An 18,908-nucleotide genomic window follows, 5' to 3' on the forward strand; every position below is an offset into this window, starting at 1 on the left:
CCTTTAAATTTGCGCTCTTTGTACTCCATCATGATACGGTGGTTTAATATTATGAAAAATGGCATAATGGTTTATGTGGTATTAACTAGAGGTTAATAATGGATAAGAATCAATTAGATGGACTGTTGGCCTTGAAACTGGTGGCAGAGAAGCGCAACTTCACAGCTGCCGCGGAAGAGTTGGGAATTTCTCCACCTGCGATCAGTAAAATGATCAAACAGTTGGAGAAACGTTTGGGAGTAGCATTGCTAACCCGCACAACAAGAAGCACCAGTTTAACCGAGGCCGGAATCAGGTTTTTAGGTCAAGCAGGTCCGGGTCTTGAGCAGATTCTTTCTGCAATTACCAGTGTTGGATCATATGCGGATAAACCCTCGGGTGTTCTGAGGATTAATCTTCCAAGGGCCACATATCAACCGTATATCGAACCTCTTCTGGCGAGCTTCGCGAAAAAGTATCCGGATATTACCGTGGATCTCTATTTTTCTGATCAGACCGAAGACGTTGTGCAAAGTGGTTTTGATGCTGGGATCAGGCATTCCGACATCCTGGCGCAGGATATGGTGGCCGTGAGGATATCCGGGCCCATTCGTTTTGTGGTGGTAGGTTCAAAGAAGTATCTGGATAAGATGGGTCGTCCCAAAACACCAAAGGATCTACTGTTACACAACTGCTTAAAGTTTCGTTTCGGAAGCTCTAGTGTTTATGACCGATGGGAATTCGAGCACAACGGCCGGGATTTTCAGGTACATGTAAAAGGTTCGGTGATTATGAATGATCCATTGCTATTGGTTGATGCGGCCGTAGGGGGAATGGGGCTGACCTACGTCCTTGAAGATACCGTCAAGGACTATCTGAAGTCCGGAAAGCTAGAGGTGGTCTTAAATCAGTTTGCTCCGTCTAGTGCGGGGTACTTTCTATATTATCCGAAGCGCTCCCAAGTTCAGCCAAAGCTCAGGGCTTTTATTGGTCATATCAAAGAGCACTTGAATGTTCGTTAGGAACATTTTGCCGGATAGTACTTGCAATAATCCTTTATCTCTTCTAAGGAAATCCCATGGAACTACCATTCTCCGCTGCTGCCGATCGTAATAAAGAACCCATTCTGGAAGTTCTTAAGAAAGTGATTCGTCCCGAAGACCGCAACCTGCTCGAGGTTGGTGCCGGTACGGGACAACACGCTGTTTACCTGGCGCCCTTCTTCCCAAGGATGGAGTGGACTCCGACCGAAGTGGCAGAGAACCTGCCGATGCTTCGTGAGCGCATCCAACAAAGCGGGATTCCGAATATCAAAACCCCCTTCCGTATGGTTGTCGGGGAGGATGATTTCCCGATTCGCACTTTCGACGTGATTCTGACGATCAATACATTCCACATCATGTCCTGGAAAGAGTGTAAGACCTTTATCAAGCTGATCGCGGGTCGCTTGGAAGAAGGCGGGAAGGTTTTGATTTACGGGCCGTTCAACTATAACGGTAAGTTCACGACCCCTAGCAATGAAGAATTTGATAAGTCCTTGCGTGAAAGAGATCCGCAAAGTGGCATCCGCAATTTTGAAGATGTGCTGGCGGCGATGTTTAAGAATGGTTTTGAGTTCGTGAAAGATTTCGAAATGCCAGCGAACAATCGCATGCTTCTTTTCCGTAGGCTTAAATTCGTAAGAAAGAAGTGAGCCTTTTTCTAAGGCCTCGATGGTCATTTTCAGAAAATGCCAAGAAGCTTTGAGCGCATCTGTTTCTTTCGATCAAGTGTCCTGCCATCGACGACAAAGGTGCCGTCACCCACGGCATGCAGGGTGCGCTTTTCCTTTCGGGAGGTGTCGAAGTAAGCGGCAACTCCCTCAAGCACGACGATGTCGTGCTTCTTGATGATGTCGACGACTTTGCATTCAATGTTGGCAACACATTCTTTGATCAGGGGAGCTTCAACATACTTTCCTTTGATGGGCGTGAGTCGAAATGTATCAAACTTGTCAGTGTCTTTTCCAGAACAAGTGCCCACGCCAACCACTTTATCCAGCAAATCAACAGTCGGTATGGCAATGACACACTCGCGGCTCTTTGTGAGCGCTTTATAGGAAAAGTTCCACGGACCTGTGGTGATAGCAAATTTAGGTGTGAAATCCACCGCCATCGTCCATGAAATGGTCATGACATTATTGGTGCCTCCGGCATTTGTGGTCACGAGCGTCACCGGGCCGGGCTCGATAAGAGTGAATGCTTTGCGAAGATCCATTTTCTTCATAGCAAAATCACACGACCTGGCAACTGGAGCGTCAAGATTTGAACTGGTGTTTTTGAGCAAAGCGCAATAGAGTTTTCTAGATACAAAAATTCAGATATCGGCCACGGGGGATCTATGCCTTACGTTAACGTTCAGATTACAAAGGGCGCAACAAAAGAGCAGAAAGCGCAAATTATCGCTGATATTACTCAGTCTCTTGTAAAAGTACTGGGTAAGAAGCCAGAACACACTCATATCGTTATCCAGGAAATTGCGGACGAGGATTGGGGTTTTGAAGGTCTGCCGACGGATGAATGGAAGAAAAAGCAGAAATAGCTTTTTTAAATACAAATACCCGTCGTCAGCTGACACTGCATCTTCATTGTCTGTTCTGCAAAATGACGATGGCTTGTCCTGAGCCTTTGATGGTTAGTGTTCCGCTTTGGGCAAGAAGGCCGTCACCATCTTGGAGCTCGCTGCCGTTCCAGCTAAGATTTCCAATGGAAACCGCATAGGCGAACTTGTCTTCTGGAATATCAAAGACCTGTTCGTCCCCTTCAATCTTTGCAGCATACAACCACACATCCTGTCGGATATTCAGTGGGGCAGCGCTAGGTCCCGCCAACAGGTTGAAGCCTTTCTGGGTAAGACCTGCTTGCTGCACCACCGGCGTTCCCGATTTGGCATTCGGATGGATCCAGATCTGAAGCAGACGCAAAGGTTGGTCACTGAGATTCCCTTCCGCATGAAAGATGCCGTCTCGCGCACTCATCAGTTGCAGATGCTCTGCCGGAACTTCCTGATTCGTTCCTTTGTCATCCAGATGTTGAAGCTTGCCATGAACCACCCAGGTCAGGATTTCCATGTCATTGTGGGGATGATCGGGAAAGCGGGATTTGGGTTGGATTTTCGCATCCGCCAAAACCAGCAGATTCTTCAGTTGTTCGCCACGACCAGAATACGGGCCGACAGTGGCGATAAAATGATCTTTCAAAGACAGCCAGCCCAGGTTCATTTCCGGCAGCTGGGAATAAGGCCTTACTTGAATTTCAGAAAGTTTTGAATTCATAGAATCGCTCCTTATGGTATTCTGGGGCAGGTGGTATATTTAGTAAAGTAGGGGTATTTTGGAAACTAGTTTCCTGGAGTGAACTAATGGCAAAAAGTAAATCATTGGAAGCCTGCCCGGTATACAAAACGGCGATGATCCTGGACGGAAAGTGGACGATTCTCATTTTTAGAGACTTACTGGCGAATAAAGTCGTCCGGTTCAATGAGCTTCGCCGGTCGTTGGGATCCATCAGCCCCAAAACCCTGACCGAGCGCCTGACGGAGCTTGAAGATCAAGGTCTGGTGAACAGAAAAGTCTACGCCGAGGTCCCGCCAAGGGTGGAATACTCTCTGACTGAAAAAGGCAAAGGTCTTTCTGCCGTGTTTGATTCCATGGCAAAATTCGGAGACAAGTGGCTGCGCTAGATCAAGCCACCTTCCTGAAGCAGCAGTCTGCCGGAAATTTCCGGCAGCTCTGTTGCCAGGCTTTTTAGCAAGAATTCAAAACGTGCGATAGCGGCTTCTTTTCGTTCTTGATCAGTCCCTTCAAGGCCGTCGGCCAGTTCGCGCCATTCCGGTGATCTTAAAAGGACCTCTTGCAATGACTTGGTGAATACATCAGCCCACGTCGGTTGGCTAAATGTAAAGTTCAGTGAAAGGGATTCTTCCTCGGTGGTAGTTTCATGCCAATATCCGCGGGGAACAAACAAAACACAGCCCGGTTTCATCACAACTTTCATGCTGTCTTCATCCAAAGAGTCGATCAGGTGAGCATGACATTGCTTTTCCAGAGCCGCCGGCATTTCTTCTGAGCCGGTGGTAAAGCGCTCCGTGGGGAACTCTACGGACTCGTTCGGTGCAAGTCGCCATGTCTTGGTGCCTTTGATCTGAATGATGAAGTTTGCGTTGGCATCAAAGTGCAAACGAGTGCCGCAACCAGCCGGTGTGGCATAGGCAATCGAACGCGCTTTGCACAGATCGTTTTCAGCTCCACCAGTTACTAACCCCAAGTCCGCGCGGACATTCCCCAATATGTCAGCAATCGTTGAATCCTGACTTTGCATGGAATCAAAAACCAGGGTCATGTTGTTGCGATAGGCTTTCAGCGCATCGTTAGGCTCAAGATGAATCGAGCTGTATTCGTCGTCAAAATCAGGCAGGCAGGCGCGAACTTTGCGCTGTCGGGCAGAGATCAGGTTTTTAAGATCTTGCATTTGCTCTAAGGAAAAGATGTCCTGCAGTTTCCCCGGGGTCGCCGGAATAAACAAAGGCTCTACAGGCCAGTGGGAATTAAAGAATTCAGGAAGTGTGACAGGAGCCAATAGCTCAGCAAGACCAAGTTTTTTCATGTCTTGATTTAACCCCGAGAAACCGATCAGGGCTATCTATTCTTTAAGGTGTCAGCTCTTCAGCAAAGACTTTTTCGGTCACGCGCCAGAACTTGTCCTGTTTTCTGGCGATGACAAAGATCGGGGAGCGGAAAAGCTTCTGGAATCGGATGACTTCCTGAGGACTTGTCAGATCCACGGCCAGTTCCGGCAGTCTTAGGTGGGATCTTAAGAAGTTGATATTGAACTTCTTCACAGCTGTTGTGTTGTTGAAGAAGTGGACTTCGCTGAGGTAATTGGACTCCAGATCGTAATAACGGATTTCGAGGTAAGGATTTGAGTTCTTGTCCTTGCGCTCTTCAAATGAAATCCGGTCCGGAGTCATCACATGGGCGTTCTTGGAAAGCTTCGCCTGCTTCAGTTTGGCTTCAGCATCAATTAAGACGGCATCGCACTTTTCACAAGCCTTGGCCGTGATGTCGTTTTCACAGGAACAGTTGTGGCAAAGCTTAAATCGGAATCGGAATCCGCAGGGCTTGATTTCCAATGTGTTCGGATCTTGAGAGGCCCCTTTGCATTTTCTGCCGAAATGTTCAAAGACCACGCCATCATCATCGGCATAACCCCAGAAATCATTTTCAAAAGCACATTTTGGGCAGGCCACTTTGACCGGGACGGTGTCCTTGGCCGGGCGCTTGTCGCTGATCTCCGGAGCATAGATGTCGTGACCGACCCCGGTGTAATCCAGAACGTAACAATCTTTTTTGTCTTCAGATAAACGAAGTCCGCGACCCACAATCTGCTGATACAGACTGTTGGATTCCGTGGGGCGCAAGATCGCAATAACATCGACATGAGGCGCATCAAATCCTGTGGTCAGGACTGACACGTTCACCAGGTACTTGAATTTCTTCTGTTTAAAGTCGTGGATGATTTGCGCGCGCTCTTTGATATCCGTGTCACCAAAGACGACGCGGGCCTGATCCGTGGGCAGATAGGTCATGATTTCTTCAGCATGTTTAATGGTGCTGGCAAAAATCATCACACCTTGACGGTCGTACTTTTCCGTGATGTCGATGATGTTATTGATAATCAACGGGGTCAGGCGCTTTTGATTCTTAAGAACTTCTTCAACCTCGGCGGTGGTGAAGGCGCGGTCTTTTCCCAGCAGGTCTGAAAAGTCATAGCATGTGACGGGAATATCAACCTTGACCGGGATGGTCAGATAGCCGTGGCGAATCATGTAGGACAGTGGCAGTTCGTACACGCACTGCTTGAAGAATCGGCTTTGTTCGGTTTTAAGCTCGCCACCTTGGTTGTATTCATAAATCCAGCCCAGCCCCATGCGGTAAGGCGTGGCCGTCAGGCCCAAGACACACAAAGTCGGGTTGCGATCCTGCAGCTTTTTAACGACTTCCTGATATTGTGTTGCGCCCTCTTCGGCGACACGATGGCATTCATCGATGATCAGCAAAGAAAAGTTGTTGAAAAATTCATCCGGGGCGCGGGCCACGGACTGGACGCTTCCAAAAATGGCCTTCTGATCGTGATCTTTCTTTCCCAGGCTGGCAGAAAAGATGCCGGCTTCCAGGCCATAGCTTCTGTACTTGTCATGGTTTTGTTCGACCAGCTCTTTGACGTGTGCCAGTACCAGGATACGACCACGGGCGATGCGGGCCAATTCGGCAATAACCAAACTTTTTCCCGCACCTGTCGGCAGTACAATGACAGCCGGTTCCCGTTTCTTCTGGAAATACCGGATCGTATTTGTAACCGCCTGCTGTTGATAGTCACGTAACCTGTACATGGGCCCACCTTACAGGATTAGGCTGAAAATCTCACTTCTTAAGTTTCTCTGGACACAAGCTTATTTACAGCTGATAGCGCCATGACTAAACTGATTCTACAGGGGGTCAATATGGATGAAAGTGATTTTGAGGGAACCTTGGTTCTTGAGAAAATTGCAGAGATCAATAAGATTGACGAGTTCTTTGAGGCTTTGGATTCCGACGACTTTGACCAGGCCCGAGCCCTGATGAGACGCGCCGGGGTGGATGGCGAGACCATTATGATGGTTTTGAGAAAAATGCGTGCGGCGGACGGCGAACACTAAAATTGTCCTCGTTCGCAGATTACTTGAATGATCCAATCCGGTTGGATATGATCCCATGCACTGCTAGAGGGACGTGGATTTGGCGTTAAACGACAAAAAAAAGACAATTGAGTATTTTAGTTCATGGCATGTCCAGAACAAGATCACTCTGATTTGCCTGATTACCATCTTGCTGCTTTCAGCCCTGTTTGTCGCCGCGGCGATCCTCCTTCCGGCCATCACCACTACACAGATCATTGCTTTTATTATTCTGCTTCCAGCCATCGCCTGCTTCGGGATTGCGACCTGCCATTCTTCCGGTCTGGAGTTAGAGAAGGCCCGCCGTGACTACGACAAAATGGCGCAGCGTTTGTCCGAAACGGAAGATTCGCAAATCACCCTGGATAGATTCTTTACCATTTCCAATGACTTGATGGCGGTGGCCGGGAAAGACGGGCGTCTTAAAAAAGTCAGCAAGTCCCTGGTGAACACTCTGGGATACAGTGAAGAGACTTTGCTCAGCACTCCGTTTTTTGAATTCATTCATCCGGATGACCGTGTATCCACCCGCGAAAACATCAAGGCTTTAAGTTTGGGCTTGCGCTCTGTCGACTTTGTGAATCGCTATCGCACGGCCGAGGGGTCTTATCGCACCCTCAGCTGGAGTGCCGCCGCCGACGACGAACTGGGTGTTCGCTTTGCTTCGGCCCGCGATGTGACCGATGAAAGAAACTTCAGAACCCGCATGCAGCAGATTCTGGATTCGGCTCCGTTCCTGCTGATTGTGAAAGACACCGAAGGCACTATCACCAATTGCAATGACGCCTTTGCCGGGGTGGTGGGTTTCACCCGCGAATCCCTTTTGGGAAAAAATATCCGACTTCTAAAATCTCCATTCCACTCGGCTCCTTATGAAAAAGAGCAGGAAGTTCTAAGATCTCAGATCCCGGTCACCTATGATGAAGTGTTGATGACAAATGGGACCGAAGAAAAGTATCTTTCCACGGTGTTTCCGATTGTGGATCAGACGGGCAAAGCGATTTCGATCGGTAAAGTTTCAGTAAAGGTTTTACAGTAACCTTGGGAGGCCTTCATGGCTGCTAACGACAAAAAGATTTTGATCTATCTTCCGGATGAATACGCGGACTGGGAAGGCGCTTACCTGATGAGCGAACTTTCCCAGAACAAGATTCCTTTCACCGTCGTGTCCGAGACGAAGAACACCATCACCTCCATCGGGACTTTGAAGGTGCAGCCTCAGGCGGCTGTCTCGGATTTTACTGCAGATCAGGTGTCAGCTTTGATTCTGATCGGCGGGGAAAACTGGCCGAATATGGATCGCAATAAAGATGTGCGCGCCCTGGCAGCCCAGGTTCTGAAGCAAAACTCTGTGCTGGCGGCAATCTGTGGGGCGACCTTTGCGCTGGCGCAAGAGGGTCTGCTGAAAGACCGTAAACACACCAGCAATGATCTGAACATGTTAAAGGCCTTTGTGCCGACTTATACTGAAGACGCCAATTACCAGAACCAGCTTGCTGTTGCCGATGGAAATCTGATCACGGCTTCAGGAGCCGGTCCGGTGGACTTTACGCTTGAGCTTTTACGAGCTTTGGATGTTTACACCGAAGAAAAGCGTCAGCACTGGTACAACTTGTTCAAAAACGGAACTCCGCCGCCAGCGGAATTTTGGACCTAGTCACGGGTACGAACTTGTACAATCCACAAAAATTCAAGTCCGCAGATCTGGAAGAAGCTTTTGAACTGATGGATTATCATCCGTTTGCGACCGTCATTACGGTTGCCGATGGGGAGCCCTTTGTGTCACATCTTCCACTGACCCCAAAGAAGGTCGATGGCGGGATGGAGCTGATCGGTCACATGGCCAAAGCCAATCCCCAGTGGAAGCAGTTTGCTGAATCCGATATCACGGCGATCTTTCATGGCCCGCATACCTACATCACTCCGGTTTGGTATGCGAAAGATGATGTGCCCACTTGGAACTATTCCGTGGTTCACGTCAAAGGCAAAGCCGAGCTTCTGCATGGTGAAGACCTGGTGGATTGTCTTAAGGATCTTTCCGCCCAATCGGAGCGCCATTGGCCCAGTGGCTGGCAGTTTTCAATCCCGGAAGATCTTCTGGGTGAAAGCCTTGAAAAGCATATCGTTGGATTCAGAATAAAAATTACTGATATCAGCTTTAAAAAGAAGCTCAGCCAAAACCGCAAGCCCGAAGACCGTGCCGGGGTGTTAAAAGGTCTCGCGGGCCGTCCAGACGAAGCCAGCCATGAGGTGTTGACCGCCATGGAAAAGATGTATTCCGCCGACGGGAATCTGAAGGGGAGCCATGATTAAGTCTCACAGCAATAATTTCCAGGCCGAACATTCCTTTTCGATCAGCTCTGAAGATGAACTGGTGAAGTCGTTCCGTGTTCGTGATCAGAAAAAATTGGTTCTGCCGGGAAATTTGAAGTTCCCCCTGAACATTCGTTCTTACTTTACCTGGAAAGAATCTTCCGGCGTTTACACCTATCTGGTGATGAAGATGCCGAACTGGGATCTTCCCAAGGGTGTGGCCTTTAAAAGAACTGCTTCCAGCGGTGAGCCCACGGGTGGTCTTTGCAACTGGTGCAATGCTTATGGTTCGTCAGAAGAAATCGGCCTGCTGTCGGTCGCGATGAGCGCCAACGTCAGTAACTCCTATATGATCTGTCAGGATTTGCGCTGTATTGAAAAGATTGAAGAAGCGGCAATGCTGGCGGGGAAAGATCCCGAGAAAAATATCACGGAGCTTTACTATAAGATGTCCAAGCTCTTTGAAAATATCAGCAACTATCGTCCGGACTAAGCTTTTAGAATTTCAAAATATCTTTTCAAAGAATCATAAAGAGCATTAAAGGCTTTTGGATCTTCAAGGCCTTTTAACATCCCGTAAAAACCCTCATGGGCCATCACCACGAAATGCGCCACCTGACGGGTGTTGATGTCGTCACGCAGATAACCTGCTTTTTTGGCGCGCTTTAGTTCCTGATCCATACCATCAATCCAGTAGTTCAGCGCATCTTGCAGACGCTCTTTAAAGCCAGCATCCACTGGAGCCATTTCCTGCACCAGATTATTTAACGGACAACCATAGCGAAGCTCTTGAGGATCGGCTTTGCCGATCAGGTTCTTTAACTGAAGCAAAATCCCTTCAAGGGGGTTTTCATAGGTTTTCAGTGGATCAATCCAGCGGGCATAGGTCATCGGCTGGATGACTTCGTCGACCAGGGCATAGCCCAGATCTAATTTTGTCGGGAACTGATGGTAAAAGGCCCCTTTGGTCATCGACGTCTTTTTGACAATGTCATCGATGCTAACCCCTTGAAATCCGCGGGTAAAGACCTCCCAAAAAGCCGCATCCAAAATCTCTTTGCGGGACTTTTCCAGGTTTCGGGTCTTTCTAATAGGTGCTTTTCGCGCCTTTTTTCCTTTTTCCATGTAAAGAGTCTAGCAAAAAAGACCGATCTTTACAACATACTAAATAGTATGTTAAGGTTTCTCATATAGGAGGTCTTTATGTTGATCAAAGTGGTCGTGGGTGTTCTGGTTGTCGTGGCATTGTTCCTGGCCTTTATCGCCACTCGCAAGGGTGAATTTCGCTATGAAGCAAGCGAAGTGATTGCGGCTCCGCCGGAAAAGATCTTTCCCTATATTAGTGATTTGAAGCTGGGCGGGGAGTGGTCTCCATTTGAAAAAGTGGATCCGAACATGAAAAAAGAATTTATCGGTGAACCGAATCAAGTGGGCAGCAAGCTGATCTTTGCTGGCAATAAAGAGGCTGGTGCCGGATCAATTGAGATCATCCGAATTGTTCCCAATGAACTGGTGCAGCTTCGTCTGCTGATGACGGAGCCTTTGGCCGCTGACAATATTGTGGAATATCGCCTGACACCCGAAGGACAAGGAACTCGTTTCAGCTGGTCCATGTCCGGTGATGGTGGCTATGTTGGAAAACTTGTTACATTCTTTATCGATTGCGAAAAAATGATCACGGATCAATTCCGCAAAGGCTTTGAAAACCTAAAAGCCATCGTGGAAGTAAAGTAAGGAGCAGCAGATGAAAGGCGAATTTTGGATCAATCTTCCTTCCAAGGATATTGAAAAAAGCCGTAAATTTTATACCGAGCTTGGTTTTGAAATGAACACCGCTCACGCGGCCCCGCACATGGTGGGAATGTTTTTGGGAAGCAAGAAGGTTGTGTTGAATATTTTCCCTGATGTGATGTTCAAAGAATTTATCGGTGGTTCTGCCGTGACAGAAAGCCATGAATCCGGAGAAGTGCTTTTTTCATTGGGTGCTGACTCTGTCGCGGAAGTGGATGATTGGGCCAGTCGAGCCGAAAAAGCCGGGGCCAAATCCTTTGGTGAACCCGGAGACAAAGACGGTTGGATGTACGGGTGTGGCTTTGCCGATCCCGACGGCCACCGTTGGAATATTTTATTTATGAACATGAGCAAGATGCCGAAATAGGAGGCCGTTATGAATATTGATCCAAAGCTTGATCTGGTGCTTGAGAGAGTTATTGATTTGACCCCTGAACAGGTATGGAAGGGCTGGACGACTCCAGAGATTCTGACCAAGTGGTTCTGCCCAGAACCGTGGAAAACCATTGAGGCCGAAGTGGATCTGAAACCCGGTGGGATCTTCCGCACGGTGATGCAATCTCCGGAAGGTGACAAATTCCCGAACGTGGGCTGTTTCCTGGAAGTGGAAAAAAACAAGAAGCTTGTGTGGACTGATGTATTGGCTCCAGGATTTCGTCCGGTTCCGACCGTCGAATCTGGTGCGGGCTTCCCGATGACCGCTTTCATCATCCTTGAAGAGCATCAGGGAAAAACCAAGTACACGGCCGTGGCTCGCCATCGCAGTGAAGAAGACTTGAAAAAACACGAAGCCATGGGCTTCCATGAAGGCTGGGGCATTTGTGCTGATCAGCTTGTGAAAGTGATGAAGAGTCTTTAAAAAGAAAAAGCGGCTTGTAACAAAGCCGCTTTTTTTATTTCTTCAGGGTCAGGCGCACCGGGCAGTGATCTGAACCCATCACGTCCGGGCAGTGGGCCGCCGCCTTCAAGCGGTCAGAAGCCTCTTTGTTCACCAGGAAATAATCCAAGCGCCATCCGATGTTCTTTTCGCGAACTCCGGGGCGGTAGCTCCACCAGGTGTAATGATCAGGCCCTTGTTCAAACTTTCTGAAGCTGTCGACCCATTCAAGCTTGTCCAGGAACTTGGTCATCCATGCGCGCTCTTCCGGAAGGAAGCCCGCGTTCTTCATGTTGGTTTTGGGATTTCTAAGATCAATCTCTTTATGAGCGATATTAAAGTCCCCGCAAATGATGACTTCGCGGCCTTTCTTGCGAAGGGCTTGCAGGCGCTTTTCCGCCGCCGCACAGAATTCCAGCTTGAACGGCAAGCGGGTGTGTTCGCGCTGACTGTTGGGCCAGTAGCTGTTCACAACTGTGATCGGGCCAAAATCCGCTTCCAGCCAGCGGCCTTCGATATCAAACTTCGGGATGCCCAATCCGATGCGCACGTCGTCGGGTTCTTTCTTGGAATAAAGTGCCAGGCCGGAATAACCAGCTTTTTCGGCAAAAGCCCAAGAAGAATGGTATTTCGCGGGATGATAGAATTCTTCATCCTTTTTGATGGCTTCGTCGGTGATTTTAATTTCCTGCAGGCAGATGATGTCGGCTTTTTCTTTTTCAAACCATTCGCGGAAATTTTTGCGGTGGACCGAACGCAACCCATTAACATTCCAAGAGATCATTTTCATAAGCCCTACAATAGGGGATTTTGCCGATGGAGGTCAAGGCCGGTCGAGGGTTGCCGCCGCCCGGGTTTTGATACTATAAAAGGCTCAGCTTTCAGGAGCATTTAAAGATGAATATGAACGAATTTAACATCGCCGCTCAGGACTTTCTGCAGAGGGTATTCAATAAGTTGGATGCTCAGAATATCCAACTGGATAAGCACTGGTTCATTGATCATCTTTGTTATCGCGTTTCTTCTTTGGAAAACTATAACGTCTTCAAAACGCAGTTCGCATCCTTTGCCGAACTTTTGATTGAAAGCGACGTGAATGGTCGACCTATTGCCACTTACAAATTTGCAGAACCTATTCGTTTTAGAGACTGGTCGATTCAGGTGGTCGAACTTCCTGCGCCCAAGCCGGGTAAAGTCACTGTTGAAGGTTTCGAGCACTTTGAAGTGGTCCCGGATATCGGCTTTGATGAAATCAAGGCTCGTTATCCAAAAGCAGTTTTCAGTGAATCGGGTTTAAAAAAAGATTTTAATCCCGAGCTTGAAATTTCATTGGATGAACTGGCGATCAAATTTCATCCGCTGTCTTTGGAATCTGTTATCCGACTTGAAAAGAGCGAAGCCGTTTATGCAGCTGTGAAAAGTTCAGGTGTTCTGAAATCCCTGAAGGAACATCAGCCCCTGTTGGTGGGAACCTACCCGCTGGGTATGAATATTTCTGGATCTGATGTGGATGTTCTGATCAACGTTCCAGATCTGGCGGCAGCGGAAGCTTTGTTTAGAGAGAACTTCTCTGGCTTTGAAAACTTTAAGATCGAAACCCACGCGCAGTATGCTGCGGTGACAGCTTCTTTTGATTTTCAAGGCGTGCCCTTTGAGGTCTTTGCTCAAGCGAAAGATACAGCCAAACAAAATGCAAATCTGCACTTCCTGGTCGAAGAGCGTCTGTTGCATGTGGGTGGATCGTCATTGGCTGAAAAGATTCTGGCTTTACGTAAAGCCGGAGATAAGACCGAGCCGGCATTTGCCAGGGCTTTGGGGCTGTCCGGGAATCCTTATGACGAGCTTTTGCGATTACAAACGCTCAGCGAGTCTGAGCTTCGTCAGCTTCTGAAATAAAAAAAAAGGCCGTGCTTTCCACGGCCTTTTTCATTCTTACTCTTTCGCCAGTAAATCTTCCAGTTTGTCGAAGGATCCAGTCCATCCTTGCGTCATTCCGGCGCGGCCCTGAACAAAGGTTGCCAGTTCCTCTTTCGTCCAAGTCCCGTGAGCTTCCCAGGTGATTGTGACTCGGGTTTCATCCGGAGCTTCCTCGGTCAAAAGCACCGTGGTTTTCATGGATTCGGGCCATGTTGGTGCCAGTGGGTGACGGGATGGTTTTTCATCCTTGTCGCAGAACTGTTGCGTGTACACGATGCGATCCGGGCGATTGATTTCCAGATAGTGAGCGCGACTATAGAATTCGACGCCCTGTCCGTTAGTCATCATGCAAAGCGTGCTACCGCCAGCTTTAATATCCGCACGCAGGAATTTCATGGTGAACCCCGTCGGTGGAATCCATTTGGCAAAGTGTTCTGGATTCGTCCACATTTCAAATACCGTGTTGATCGGTGCTTCAAACGAACGGTTGATCACAAATGTCTCGTGGCCTGAAGATTCTTTTTCCAGATATTCCGCCAGACGGTCCCAAGTGGAATTGCCGCCAGCAGCTTTGATAAACTTTTTGGTTTCCTGTGCCGCTTCCGGAGTTGGCAAAGTCATGGTCATTTCAAGCTTGGTTTTGCCTTTAACATCCTGGAATGTGGCCGTCACACGGAACAGAGGAGGCCTGTCATCGTTGCCTCCGTGATCGTACACCAGTCGCGAACGTTCTACGACTTCGTGATAAATGGTTTTATTTTCCCAGTTGGTTCCATCGGGTCCATGCATGGTGTATGCCCAATGGCCGCCGGGGCGCAGGTCTTTGCTGTGAGTGGTGATTGTGAATCCGCGTGGACCCCACCATTTGGCAACTTGGGCGGGATCCGTCCAGGCATCCCATACGGCTTTCACCGGGGCATCGTAAATTCGGGTGATTTTGATTTCGTTGGATTTACTTTTTGCGGCCATGTTTTTTCCCTTTCGGTTTTTCTTTCACAGTGACGGTTTTTAAGTAGGCATCTAAGCGATCAAGACTTTCTTCCCAGAAGATGCGGTATTGCTCCATCCAGTCGGCGACATCTTTCAAGCCATCGCCGTTCAGTTTGCAGGGGCGCCACTGCGCTTCTTTGGATTTCGTAATCAGGCCCGCTTTTTCCAGCACCTTCAGATGTTTGGTGACAGCAGGCAGGCTCATTTCTTTTAGAAACGGCTTGGCCAGATCCGACACATTGGCTTCACCTTTTGAAAGCTGAGCCAGCATCGCCCGGCGGGTGGGGTCTGCTAAAGCGGCAAAGGTCAGGCTAAGATGGTCTTGCATAATACACCTATCGGTTAATTAACTAATAAGTTAAATATAAACCTCTTAGGTGAATCTGTCAAATTTGCGATTAAATTAAGCAATTTCAATAAGTTATAAATATCACAAAAACGCGTGGCAAAGGCCCGGGTCTGTAATAGAACACTGCCATGGTGAAAGTTTCCCGAATCCTTCATGCCGGTTACGTCTTTGAGTGCGAGGGCACGCGCTTAGCCTTTGATACGATCTTTGAAAATCCCTTCAGTCGTAACTGCCATGCTTTTCCTGCTGTCGAGTTTGACCAAGAGCAGATTCGCGAGCTGAAGTTTTCCGCTGTTTTTATTTCCCATTACCATGATGATCATTGTTCCTTGGACAGTTTGAATCTGCTGGATCGAACCACTCCGATTTACATGTACTGTGTTTTTGACGAAATCTTTGATTGGATTCGTCAGCTGGGATTTACCAATGTGAATTCTTTGGCGTTGAATACGCCAGTTAGAATAGGTGAATTTGAAGTCATTCCGCGCCGGGCTTTGGATGCGGATGTGGATTCCTTGTTTCAGATCAAGGCCAAGGGTTTAAACATTCTGAATGTCGTGGATTCCTGGATTGACTATGACACCTTGGATTTGTTGCGTGATCAGGCCCCGTGGGATCTGGTGATGTGGCCTTTTCAGACGATGCGTGAAATTGAAGTGATCGCTCCAAGAAATGCCGTCCCTTCCGATGGCTTGATCCCAGAAGAGTGGGCCGAACAGATAAAGGCGCTCAATCCCCGTTTCGTGATCCCAAGTTCCTGCCAGTTTTCCATGGAAAGCTGGTCTTGGTACAATCACGCCTTTTTTCCCGTGTCCTATGCGGGTTTTCAAACTCAGATCAAAGCATTATTGCCTCAAGCGCAAGTGGTGCGCCTGAATCCGTCATGCAGCATTGTGCTGGATCATGGCGGGGTTCAATCCTCGGAATCGCTTCCGTGGATAACGCCTGTGGGTCCGCAGGATGTCGATTATGACTATCAGCCGAACCTGGTTCCGCCAAAAACCTCTGAAATGGCTAAGCACTTTCCGGCATTAACGCCCGAACAAACCCGCAGTGTCTTTGAATACTGCCAACGAGGACTTTTGGAAAAGTACCGCTCGATGGCGGCCCCTGAAGATGTCTACTTTGAAAAGCCTCGTCTGTGGCGGCTTTCCGTCTTTGATCATGAAGGTCAAGGACAGGAATTCTTTTATCAGGTCCACGGGTCCGAGATCGAAAGGCTGACGGAAGCCAGAGGCAACATTGCATGGGCAACCGAAGTGTCCCTTTACAAGCTGCACGCGGCTTTGCAGGCAGGCGAGACATTAACATCCATGTATATGCGGATTAATGATTTTGATTTTGTCGCCGAACTAAGTTCTGCCGTGGCTGAAGTGGATGTGGTCGAAGATCCGCTGATTCGCTGTCTGTTCAACGGAGTCTTCGGAGCTTACCAGCTGGCGCAACTTCGCCGTCTGACATCCTGTCAGAGAGCAGTGTTTTAATCTGTTCTATCCATTGACTGATGTTTACAGCAACTCTAAAACTAATATGTGCTTAAACGTCTGATACCCCTTTTAACGATGCTGGCACTGCAACCATGTTGGGGCGCTCCTTTGGGAAATATCCCTACGATTGAAGAAGACAATCTGCGATTGATCTTTGATTTCCGTTCGGATCTTTGGTCTTCGCCATACACGTACAAGGATTCGCCCGTGCGAATTTTCAGTGGTGATATTCTGATTCCCATTTATAAAAGAGAAACCTGGAGTGCTTCGGCCCGGATCTTTGATGAAAATCTTCAGCTGGGACGCGCGCAGTTCAATCTTGGCGGGGAAAACATCTTCATCGGAACCGCTTTGCAGAACCAGGGCGCGGGTTTTGGGGTGCGCAAAGTTTTCGCCAGCGGCAGTATGATGAGTGTATTTGCCTCTTACGCCACCGCCAGTGACGTTCCCTGGGGGGCGCCACGCAATGACTATTTCGACGGGACGATCTCTTACCGAATGGTGACGGGCAATGATTATCACTGGATCTTTGCGGTGAATCAGTCGGACAATCGTGGGATTTACAACGGCCTGCCGTATCCGTTCATCGGGGTGATTCAGGATATCTGGCCCGGTTTTCGTTTCAGTGTCGGTTTGCCATTCCTGATGCTGGAATGGGGTGCTACAGAAGAGTGGGTGACGAATTTCAGTCTGACTCCATTCGGGGTGAAGTTGGCAACAAGCAAGAATATGGATCACGGTTTCGTCTTCCAGGCCAGAACCGCGCTGACCGTACGGTCTTACATGTTTGACACGCGCAAAGACGACGCGGACCGGTTGTACTATCAAGAGATCTTCGCGGAAGGGGCTTTGAAGAAATTTGTAACCCCGGAAACGGGAGTGTCTTTCGCTCTGGGAGCGGCCGTGGATCGTCGATTGTATGAATCTGAGCGCATTTATGTTCCAAACTCAAAAGTGACCACAATCAAAAACGACTTCTATGGCCGTTTGGGCGTGGAGTTCAGACTATGATGAAGTGGGCCTTCTATCTTTCGGCATTTGTACTGACCAGTTCCTGCGCGCCATTTGTGGATTCGCCGTTTTCAGACAACTTGCTGCGACCCGAACGCAATTTGAACGAAATCGCCATCAGTCGTCTGGGGGACATTGAAGGCGACGGTGTGATTCGTATTGGGGTGTTCTCTGATCCCCATCAAAACTACAAGGCCACGGACAAGATGGCTTATCAGATGACTCAGGCCACCGATCTTGATTTTGTTGCGGGTTTGGGGGATTTCACCAATTCGGCCTACAATCTGGAATACGATGAATTTATCGAAGCCATCGGCCGTCTGGATCAGATCAACATCAATGCGGTGGGAAATCACGATTCCATCGGAGCGGGGCCAAAGCTTTATCGCAAGGCTTTCGGGAAATCGAATTTCTATTTCGAGTCGGCGACCTATAGATACATTTTCTTTAATTCGAACAATCTTGAAAATCCCGGTGAATTTGATCCGCAGTGGTTGAAGGACCGCGTGGATGAAACCGGCAAAAACATCATGATCTTTTCGCACGTGCAGTTGCGCGATAACGAGCGCTATTTCAATGACGATGCCACGATCCTGGGCTATGTGATCGAACATCCAAGGGTGAAGGTGATCTTTAACGGTCACAACCACGTTTATGATCTTTCGAAGGATCATGACACCATCATGATGCAATGTGGACGGGTGGCGGGTGATGACGGCACTCATTGGCTGACGATCACGGTGCAAGCCGGGCAGTTCTGTGTGAAACGTATGGATACAGGAGTAACCACATGCGAAAACATCAAATAGGTCTTTTCGTCGTGATGTTGCTGTTGGGTCTTTCGGCGCAGGCCGGGGACTGGCGTGCACTTGTTGAGCGTGCCGGTTTCATGGGAACGGTCGCCGCGGGTGTCAGTTACGAATGGGAACCAGAGCATGCCGTGGATTTTTCAGTGGGGGCTTACCCACTGGATGATCAAACCTATTATCAAACAAACTTCGTCTATCGCTATTCCCGCTGGAATAGTCCGGTCGGTGAAGACATGTGGCGGCCCTTGCAGTTTGGCTTTTTCACGGCGTACTCTTTGGATCAGGACCACTACTTTATGAAGTCTCCGGATAAATATCCTTACCCGGAATACTATGACTGGACCGCGCTTCGTTATGGTTTGGAATTTGGAACAACGTACACCTTTATGCCCAGCCGGATTGGCCTGGCTTATCGCATCCGTATCTTTGATAACGGGGTGATCGCGCTGTTTAACAATTCCAATCGCGATCTGCAATACTATGTGTCTTCCGGATTCTCGCTTCAGTATTTATTTTAAAGATAGTGGCTGAAAGGTCGACAGATTCATTGTCTTTCCTGCTGGACGGCCTGTTTTAAAACGAGATTCGGATCAGGGATCTCGACAAGCCAGAGAATTAATCCTTTTCCTGCA

The 18,908-nt window shown here is 48.5% G+C and carries 25 protein-coding genes; 17 read left to right on the forward strand and 8 right to left on the reverse strand.

Annotated features, from left to right (window positions below; genetic code table 11):
- The first annotated feature begins 98 nt into the window (after positions 1-98).
- Entirely contained in the window at positions 99-1,001 is a 903-nt protein-coding gene (locus AC04MQ_RS04210) for a LysR family transcriptional regulator (protein WP_011166002.1), read from the forward strand.
- A gap of 56 nt (positions 1,002-1,057) precedes the next feature.
- Complete coding sequence (locus AC04MQ_RS04215; protein ID WP_011166001.1) at positions 1,058-1,672, forward strand: DUF938 domain-containing protein; 615 nt, start codon at positions 1,058-1,060, stop codon at positions 1,670-1,672.
- 29 nt (positions 1,673-1,701) lie between these two features.
- On the opposite strand, the gene AC04MQ_RS04220 is transcribed toward AC04MQ_RS04215, so the two are convergent.
- Complete coding sequence (locus tag AC04MQ_RS04220) at positions 1,702-2,244, reverse strand: flavin reductase family protein (protein ID WP_475391187.1); 543 nt, start codon at positions 2,242-2,244, stop codon at positions 1,702-1,704.
- Positions 2,245-2,340: 96 nt separating this feature from the next.
- On the opposite strand from AC04MQ_RS04220, the gene AC04MQ_RS04225 reads away from it, so the two are divergent.
- Positions 2,341-2,559, forward strand: coding sequence for a tautomerase family protein (locus tag AC04MQ_RS04225; RefSeq protein WP_269147471.1), 219 nt, complete (start codon positions 2,341-2,343; stop codon positions 2,557-2,559).
- 43 nt (positions 2,560-2,602) lie between these two features.
- Here AC04MQ_RS04225 and AC04MQ_RS04230 read toward each other — a convergent pair whose 3' ends face one another.
- Positions 2,603-3,292, reverse strand: coding sequence for a pirin family protein (locus AC04MQ_RS04230; RefSeq protein WP_475391189.1), 690 nt, complete (start codon positions 3,290-3,292; stop codon positions 2,603-2,605).
- Between the two features lie 86 nt (positions 3,293-3,378).
- Between AC04MQ_RS04230 and AC04MQ_RS04235 the strand changes: the two genes are divergently transcribed.
- Positions 3,379-3,699, forward strand: coding sequence for a winged helix-turn-helix transcriptional regulator (locus tag AC04MQ_RS04235; RefSeq protein ID WP_038450219.1), 321 nt, complete (start codon positions 3,379-3,381; stop codon positions 3,697-3,699).
- Here the strand turns inward: AC04MQ_RS04235 and AC04MQ_RS04240 are convergent.
- Complete coding sequence (locus AC04MQ_RS04240; RefSeq protein WP_475391192.1) at positions 3,696-4,622, reverse strand: JmjC domain-containing protein; 927 nt, start codon at positions 4,620-4,622, stop codon at positions 3,696-3,698. The genes AC04MQ_RS04235 and AC04MQ_RS04240 overlap by 4 nt on opposite strands.
- A 43-nt stretch (positions 4,623-4,665) precedes the next feature.
- Positions 4,666-6,408, reverse strand: a complete 1,743-nt coding sequence (radD, locus tag AC04MQ_RS04245) for a DNA repair helicase RadD (RefSeq protein WP_041578088.1) — start codon at positions 6,406-6,408, stop codon at positions 4,666-4,668.
- A 111-nt stretch (positions 6,409-6,519) separates the two neighbouring features.
- Between radD and AC04MQ_RS04250 the strand changes: the two genes are divergently transcribed.
- The 5 genes from AC04MQ_RS04250 (at position 6,520) to AC04MQ_RS04270 (ending at position 9,538) form a co-directional block, all read left to right on the forward strand.
- A complete protein-coding gene (locus AC04MQ_RS04250; protein ID WP_226987839.1) occupies positions 6,520-6,714 on the forward strand; it encodes a hypothetical protein in 195 nt (64 codons plus the stop codon).
- A gap of 73 nt (positions 6,715-6,787) precedes the next feature.
- Positions 6,788-7,771 (forward strand): PAS domain-containing protein, encoded by a 984-nt coding sequence (locus tag AC04MQ_RS04255; protein ID WP_475391195.1) that lies wholly within the window; start codon positions 6,788-6,790, stop codon positions 7,769-7,771.
- 15 nt (positions 7,772-7,786) lie between these two features.
- The gene (locus AC04MQ_RS04260) at positions 7,787-8,389 is read left to right on the forward strand and encodes a type 1 glutamine amidotransferase family protein (RefSeq protein ID WP_475391197.1); all 603 of its coding nucleotides are present in this window, start codon (positions 7,787-7,789) and stop codon (positions 8,387-8,389) included.
- Positions 8,380-9,045 carry an FMN-binding negative transcriptional regulator gene (locus tag AC04MQ_RS04265; protein ID WP_475391198.1) on the forward strand — a complete coding sequence of 222 codons (666 nt, stop codon included), beginning with the start codon at positions 8,380-8,382 and terminating at the stop codon, positions 9,043-9,045. The genes AC04MQ_RS04260 and AC04MQ_RS04265 overlap by 10 nt, the downstream gene beginning before the upstream one ends.
- Positions 9,038-9,538: an FBP domain-containing protein gene (locus AC04MQ_RS04270; protein ID WP_051026357.1), complete on the forward strand. Its 501-nt coding sequence runs from the start codon at positions 9,038-9,040 to the stop codon at positions 9,536-9,538. Before AC04MQ_RS04265 ends, AC04MQ_RS04270 begins: the two co-directional genes overlap by 8 nt.
- On the opposite strand, the gene AC04MQ_RS04275 is transcribed toward AC04MQ_RS04270, so the two are convergent.
- Positions 9,535-10,170 (reverse strand): TetR/AcrR family transcriptional regulator, encoded by a 636-nt coding sequence (locus tag AC04MQ_RS04275; protein ID WP_475391199.1) that lies wholly within the window; start codon positions 10,168-10,170, stop codon positions 9,535-9,537. The genes AC04MQ_RS04270 and AC04MQ_RS04275 overlap by 4 nt on opposite strands.
- Positions 10,171-10,248: 78 nt before the next feature.
- On the opposite strand from AC04MQ_RS04275, the gene AC04MQ_RS04280 reads away from it, so the two are divergent.
- Genes AC04MQ_RS04280 through AC04MQ_RS04290 form a run of 3 tightly spaced genes read left to right on the forward strand, consistent with a single transcriptional unit; the run spans position 10,249 to position 11,695 of the window.
- Positions 10,249-10,779, forward strand: a complete 531-nt coding sequence (locus AC04MQ_RS04280) for an SRPBCC family protein (RefSeq protein WP_475391201.1) — start codon at positions 10,249-10,251, stop codon at positions 10,777-10,779.
- A gap of 10 nt (positions 10,780-10,789) precedes the next feature.
- Positions 10,790-11,203: a VOC family protein gene (locus tag AC04MQ_RS04285; RefSeq protein WP_475391202.1), complete on the forward strand. Its 414-nt coding sequence runs from the start codon at positions 10,790-10,792 to the stop codon at positions 11,201-11,203.
- A gap of 9 nt (positions 11,204-11,212) precedes the next feature.
- Entirely contained in the window at positions 11,213-11,695 is a 483-nt protein-coding gene (locus AC04MQ_RS04290) for an SRPBCC family protein (RefSeq protein ID WP_475391204.1), read from the forward strand.
- A 34-nt stretch (positions 11,696-11,729) separates the two neighbouring features.
- On the opposite strand, the gene AC04MQ_RS04295 is transcribed toward AC04MQ_RS04290, so the two are convergent.
- Positions 11,730-12,503 carry an exodeoxyribonuclease III gene (locus AC04MQ_RS04295; RefSeq protein ID WP_041578087.1) on the reverse strand — a complete coding sequence of 258 codons (774 nt, stop codon included), beginning with the start codon at positions 12,501-12,503 and terminating at the stop codon, positions 11,730-11,732.
- A gap of 113 nt (positions 12,504-12,616) precedes the next feature.
- Between AC04MQ_RS04295 and AC04MQ_RS04300 the strand changes: the two genes are divergently transcribed.
- Positions 12,617-13,609, forward strand: a complete 993-nt coding sequence (locus tag AC04MQ_RS04300) for a VOC family protein (RefSeq protein ID WP_475391206.1) — start codon at positions 12,617-12,619, stop codon at positions 13,607-13,609.
- Between the two features lie 36 nt (positions 13,610-13,645).
- Here AC04MQ_RS04300 and AC04MQ_RS04305 read toward each other — a convergent pair whose 3' ends face one another.
- Positions 13,646-14,599: an SRPBCC family protein gene (locus tag AC04MQ_RS04305; protein WP_475391208.1), complete on the reverse strand. Its 954-nt coding sequence runs from the start codon at positions 14,597-14,599 to the stop codon at positions 13,646-13,648.
- Positions 14,583-14,948, reverse strand: coding sequence for an ArsR/SmtB family transcription factor (locus AC04MQ_RS04310; protein ID WP_015092650.1), 366 nt, complete (start codon positions 14,946-14,948; stop codon positions 14,583-14,585). Before AC04MQ_RS04310 ends, AC04MQ_RS04305 begins: the two co-directional genes overlap by 17 nt.
- A 149-nt stretch (positions 14,949-15,097) precedes the next feature.
- Between AC04MQ_RS04310 and AC04MQ_RS04315 the strand changes: the two genes are divergently transcribed.
- The 4 genes from AC04MQ_RS04315 to AC04MQ_RS04330 are packed head-to-tail and all read left to right on the forward strand — an operon-like array spanning position 15,098 to position 18,794.
- Entirely contained in the window at positions 15,098-16,453 is a 1,356-nt protein-coding gene (locus AC04MQ_RS04315) for an MBL fold metallo-hydrolase (RefSeq protein WP_475391210.1), read from the forward strand.
- Positions 16,454-16,501: 48 nt separating this feature from the next.
- A complete protein-coding gene (locus AC04MQ_RS04320; protein ID WP_475391212.1) occupies positions 16,502-17,467 on the forward strand; it encodes a hypothetical protein in 966 nt (321 codons plus the stop codon).
- A complete protein-coding gene (locus AC04MQ_RS04325; protein WP_475391214.1) occupies positions 17,464-18,276 on the forward strand; it encodes a metallophosphoesterase family protein in 813 nt (270 codons plus the stop codon). The genes AC04MQ_RS04320 and AC04MQ_RS04325 overlap by 4 nt, the downstream gene beginning before the upstream one ends.
- Positions 18,258-18,794, forward strand: coding sequence for a hypothetical protein (locus tag AC04MQ_RS04330; protein ID WP_235046187.1), 537 nt, complete (start codon positions 18,258-18,260; stop codon positions 18,792-18,794). The genes AC04MQ_RS04325 and AC04MQ_RS04330 overlap by 19 nt, the downstream gene beginning before the upstream one ends.
- The last annotated feature ends 114 nt before the right edge of the window (positions 18,795-18,908 follow it).

This window comes from Bdellovibrio sp. MYbb2, assembly GCF_056175685.1.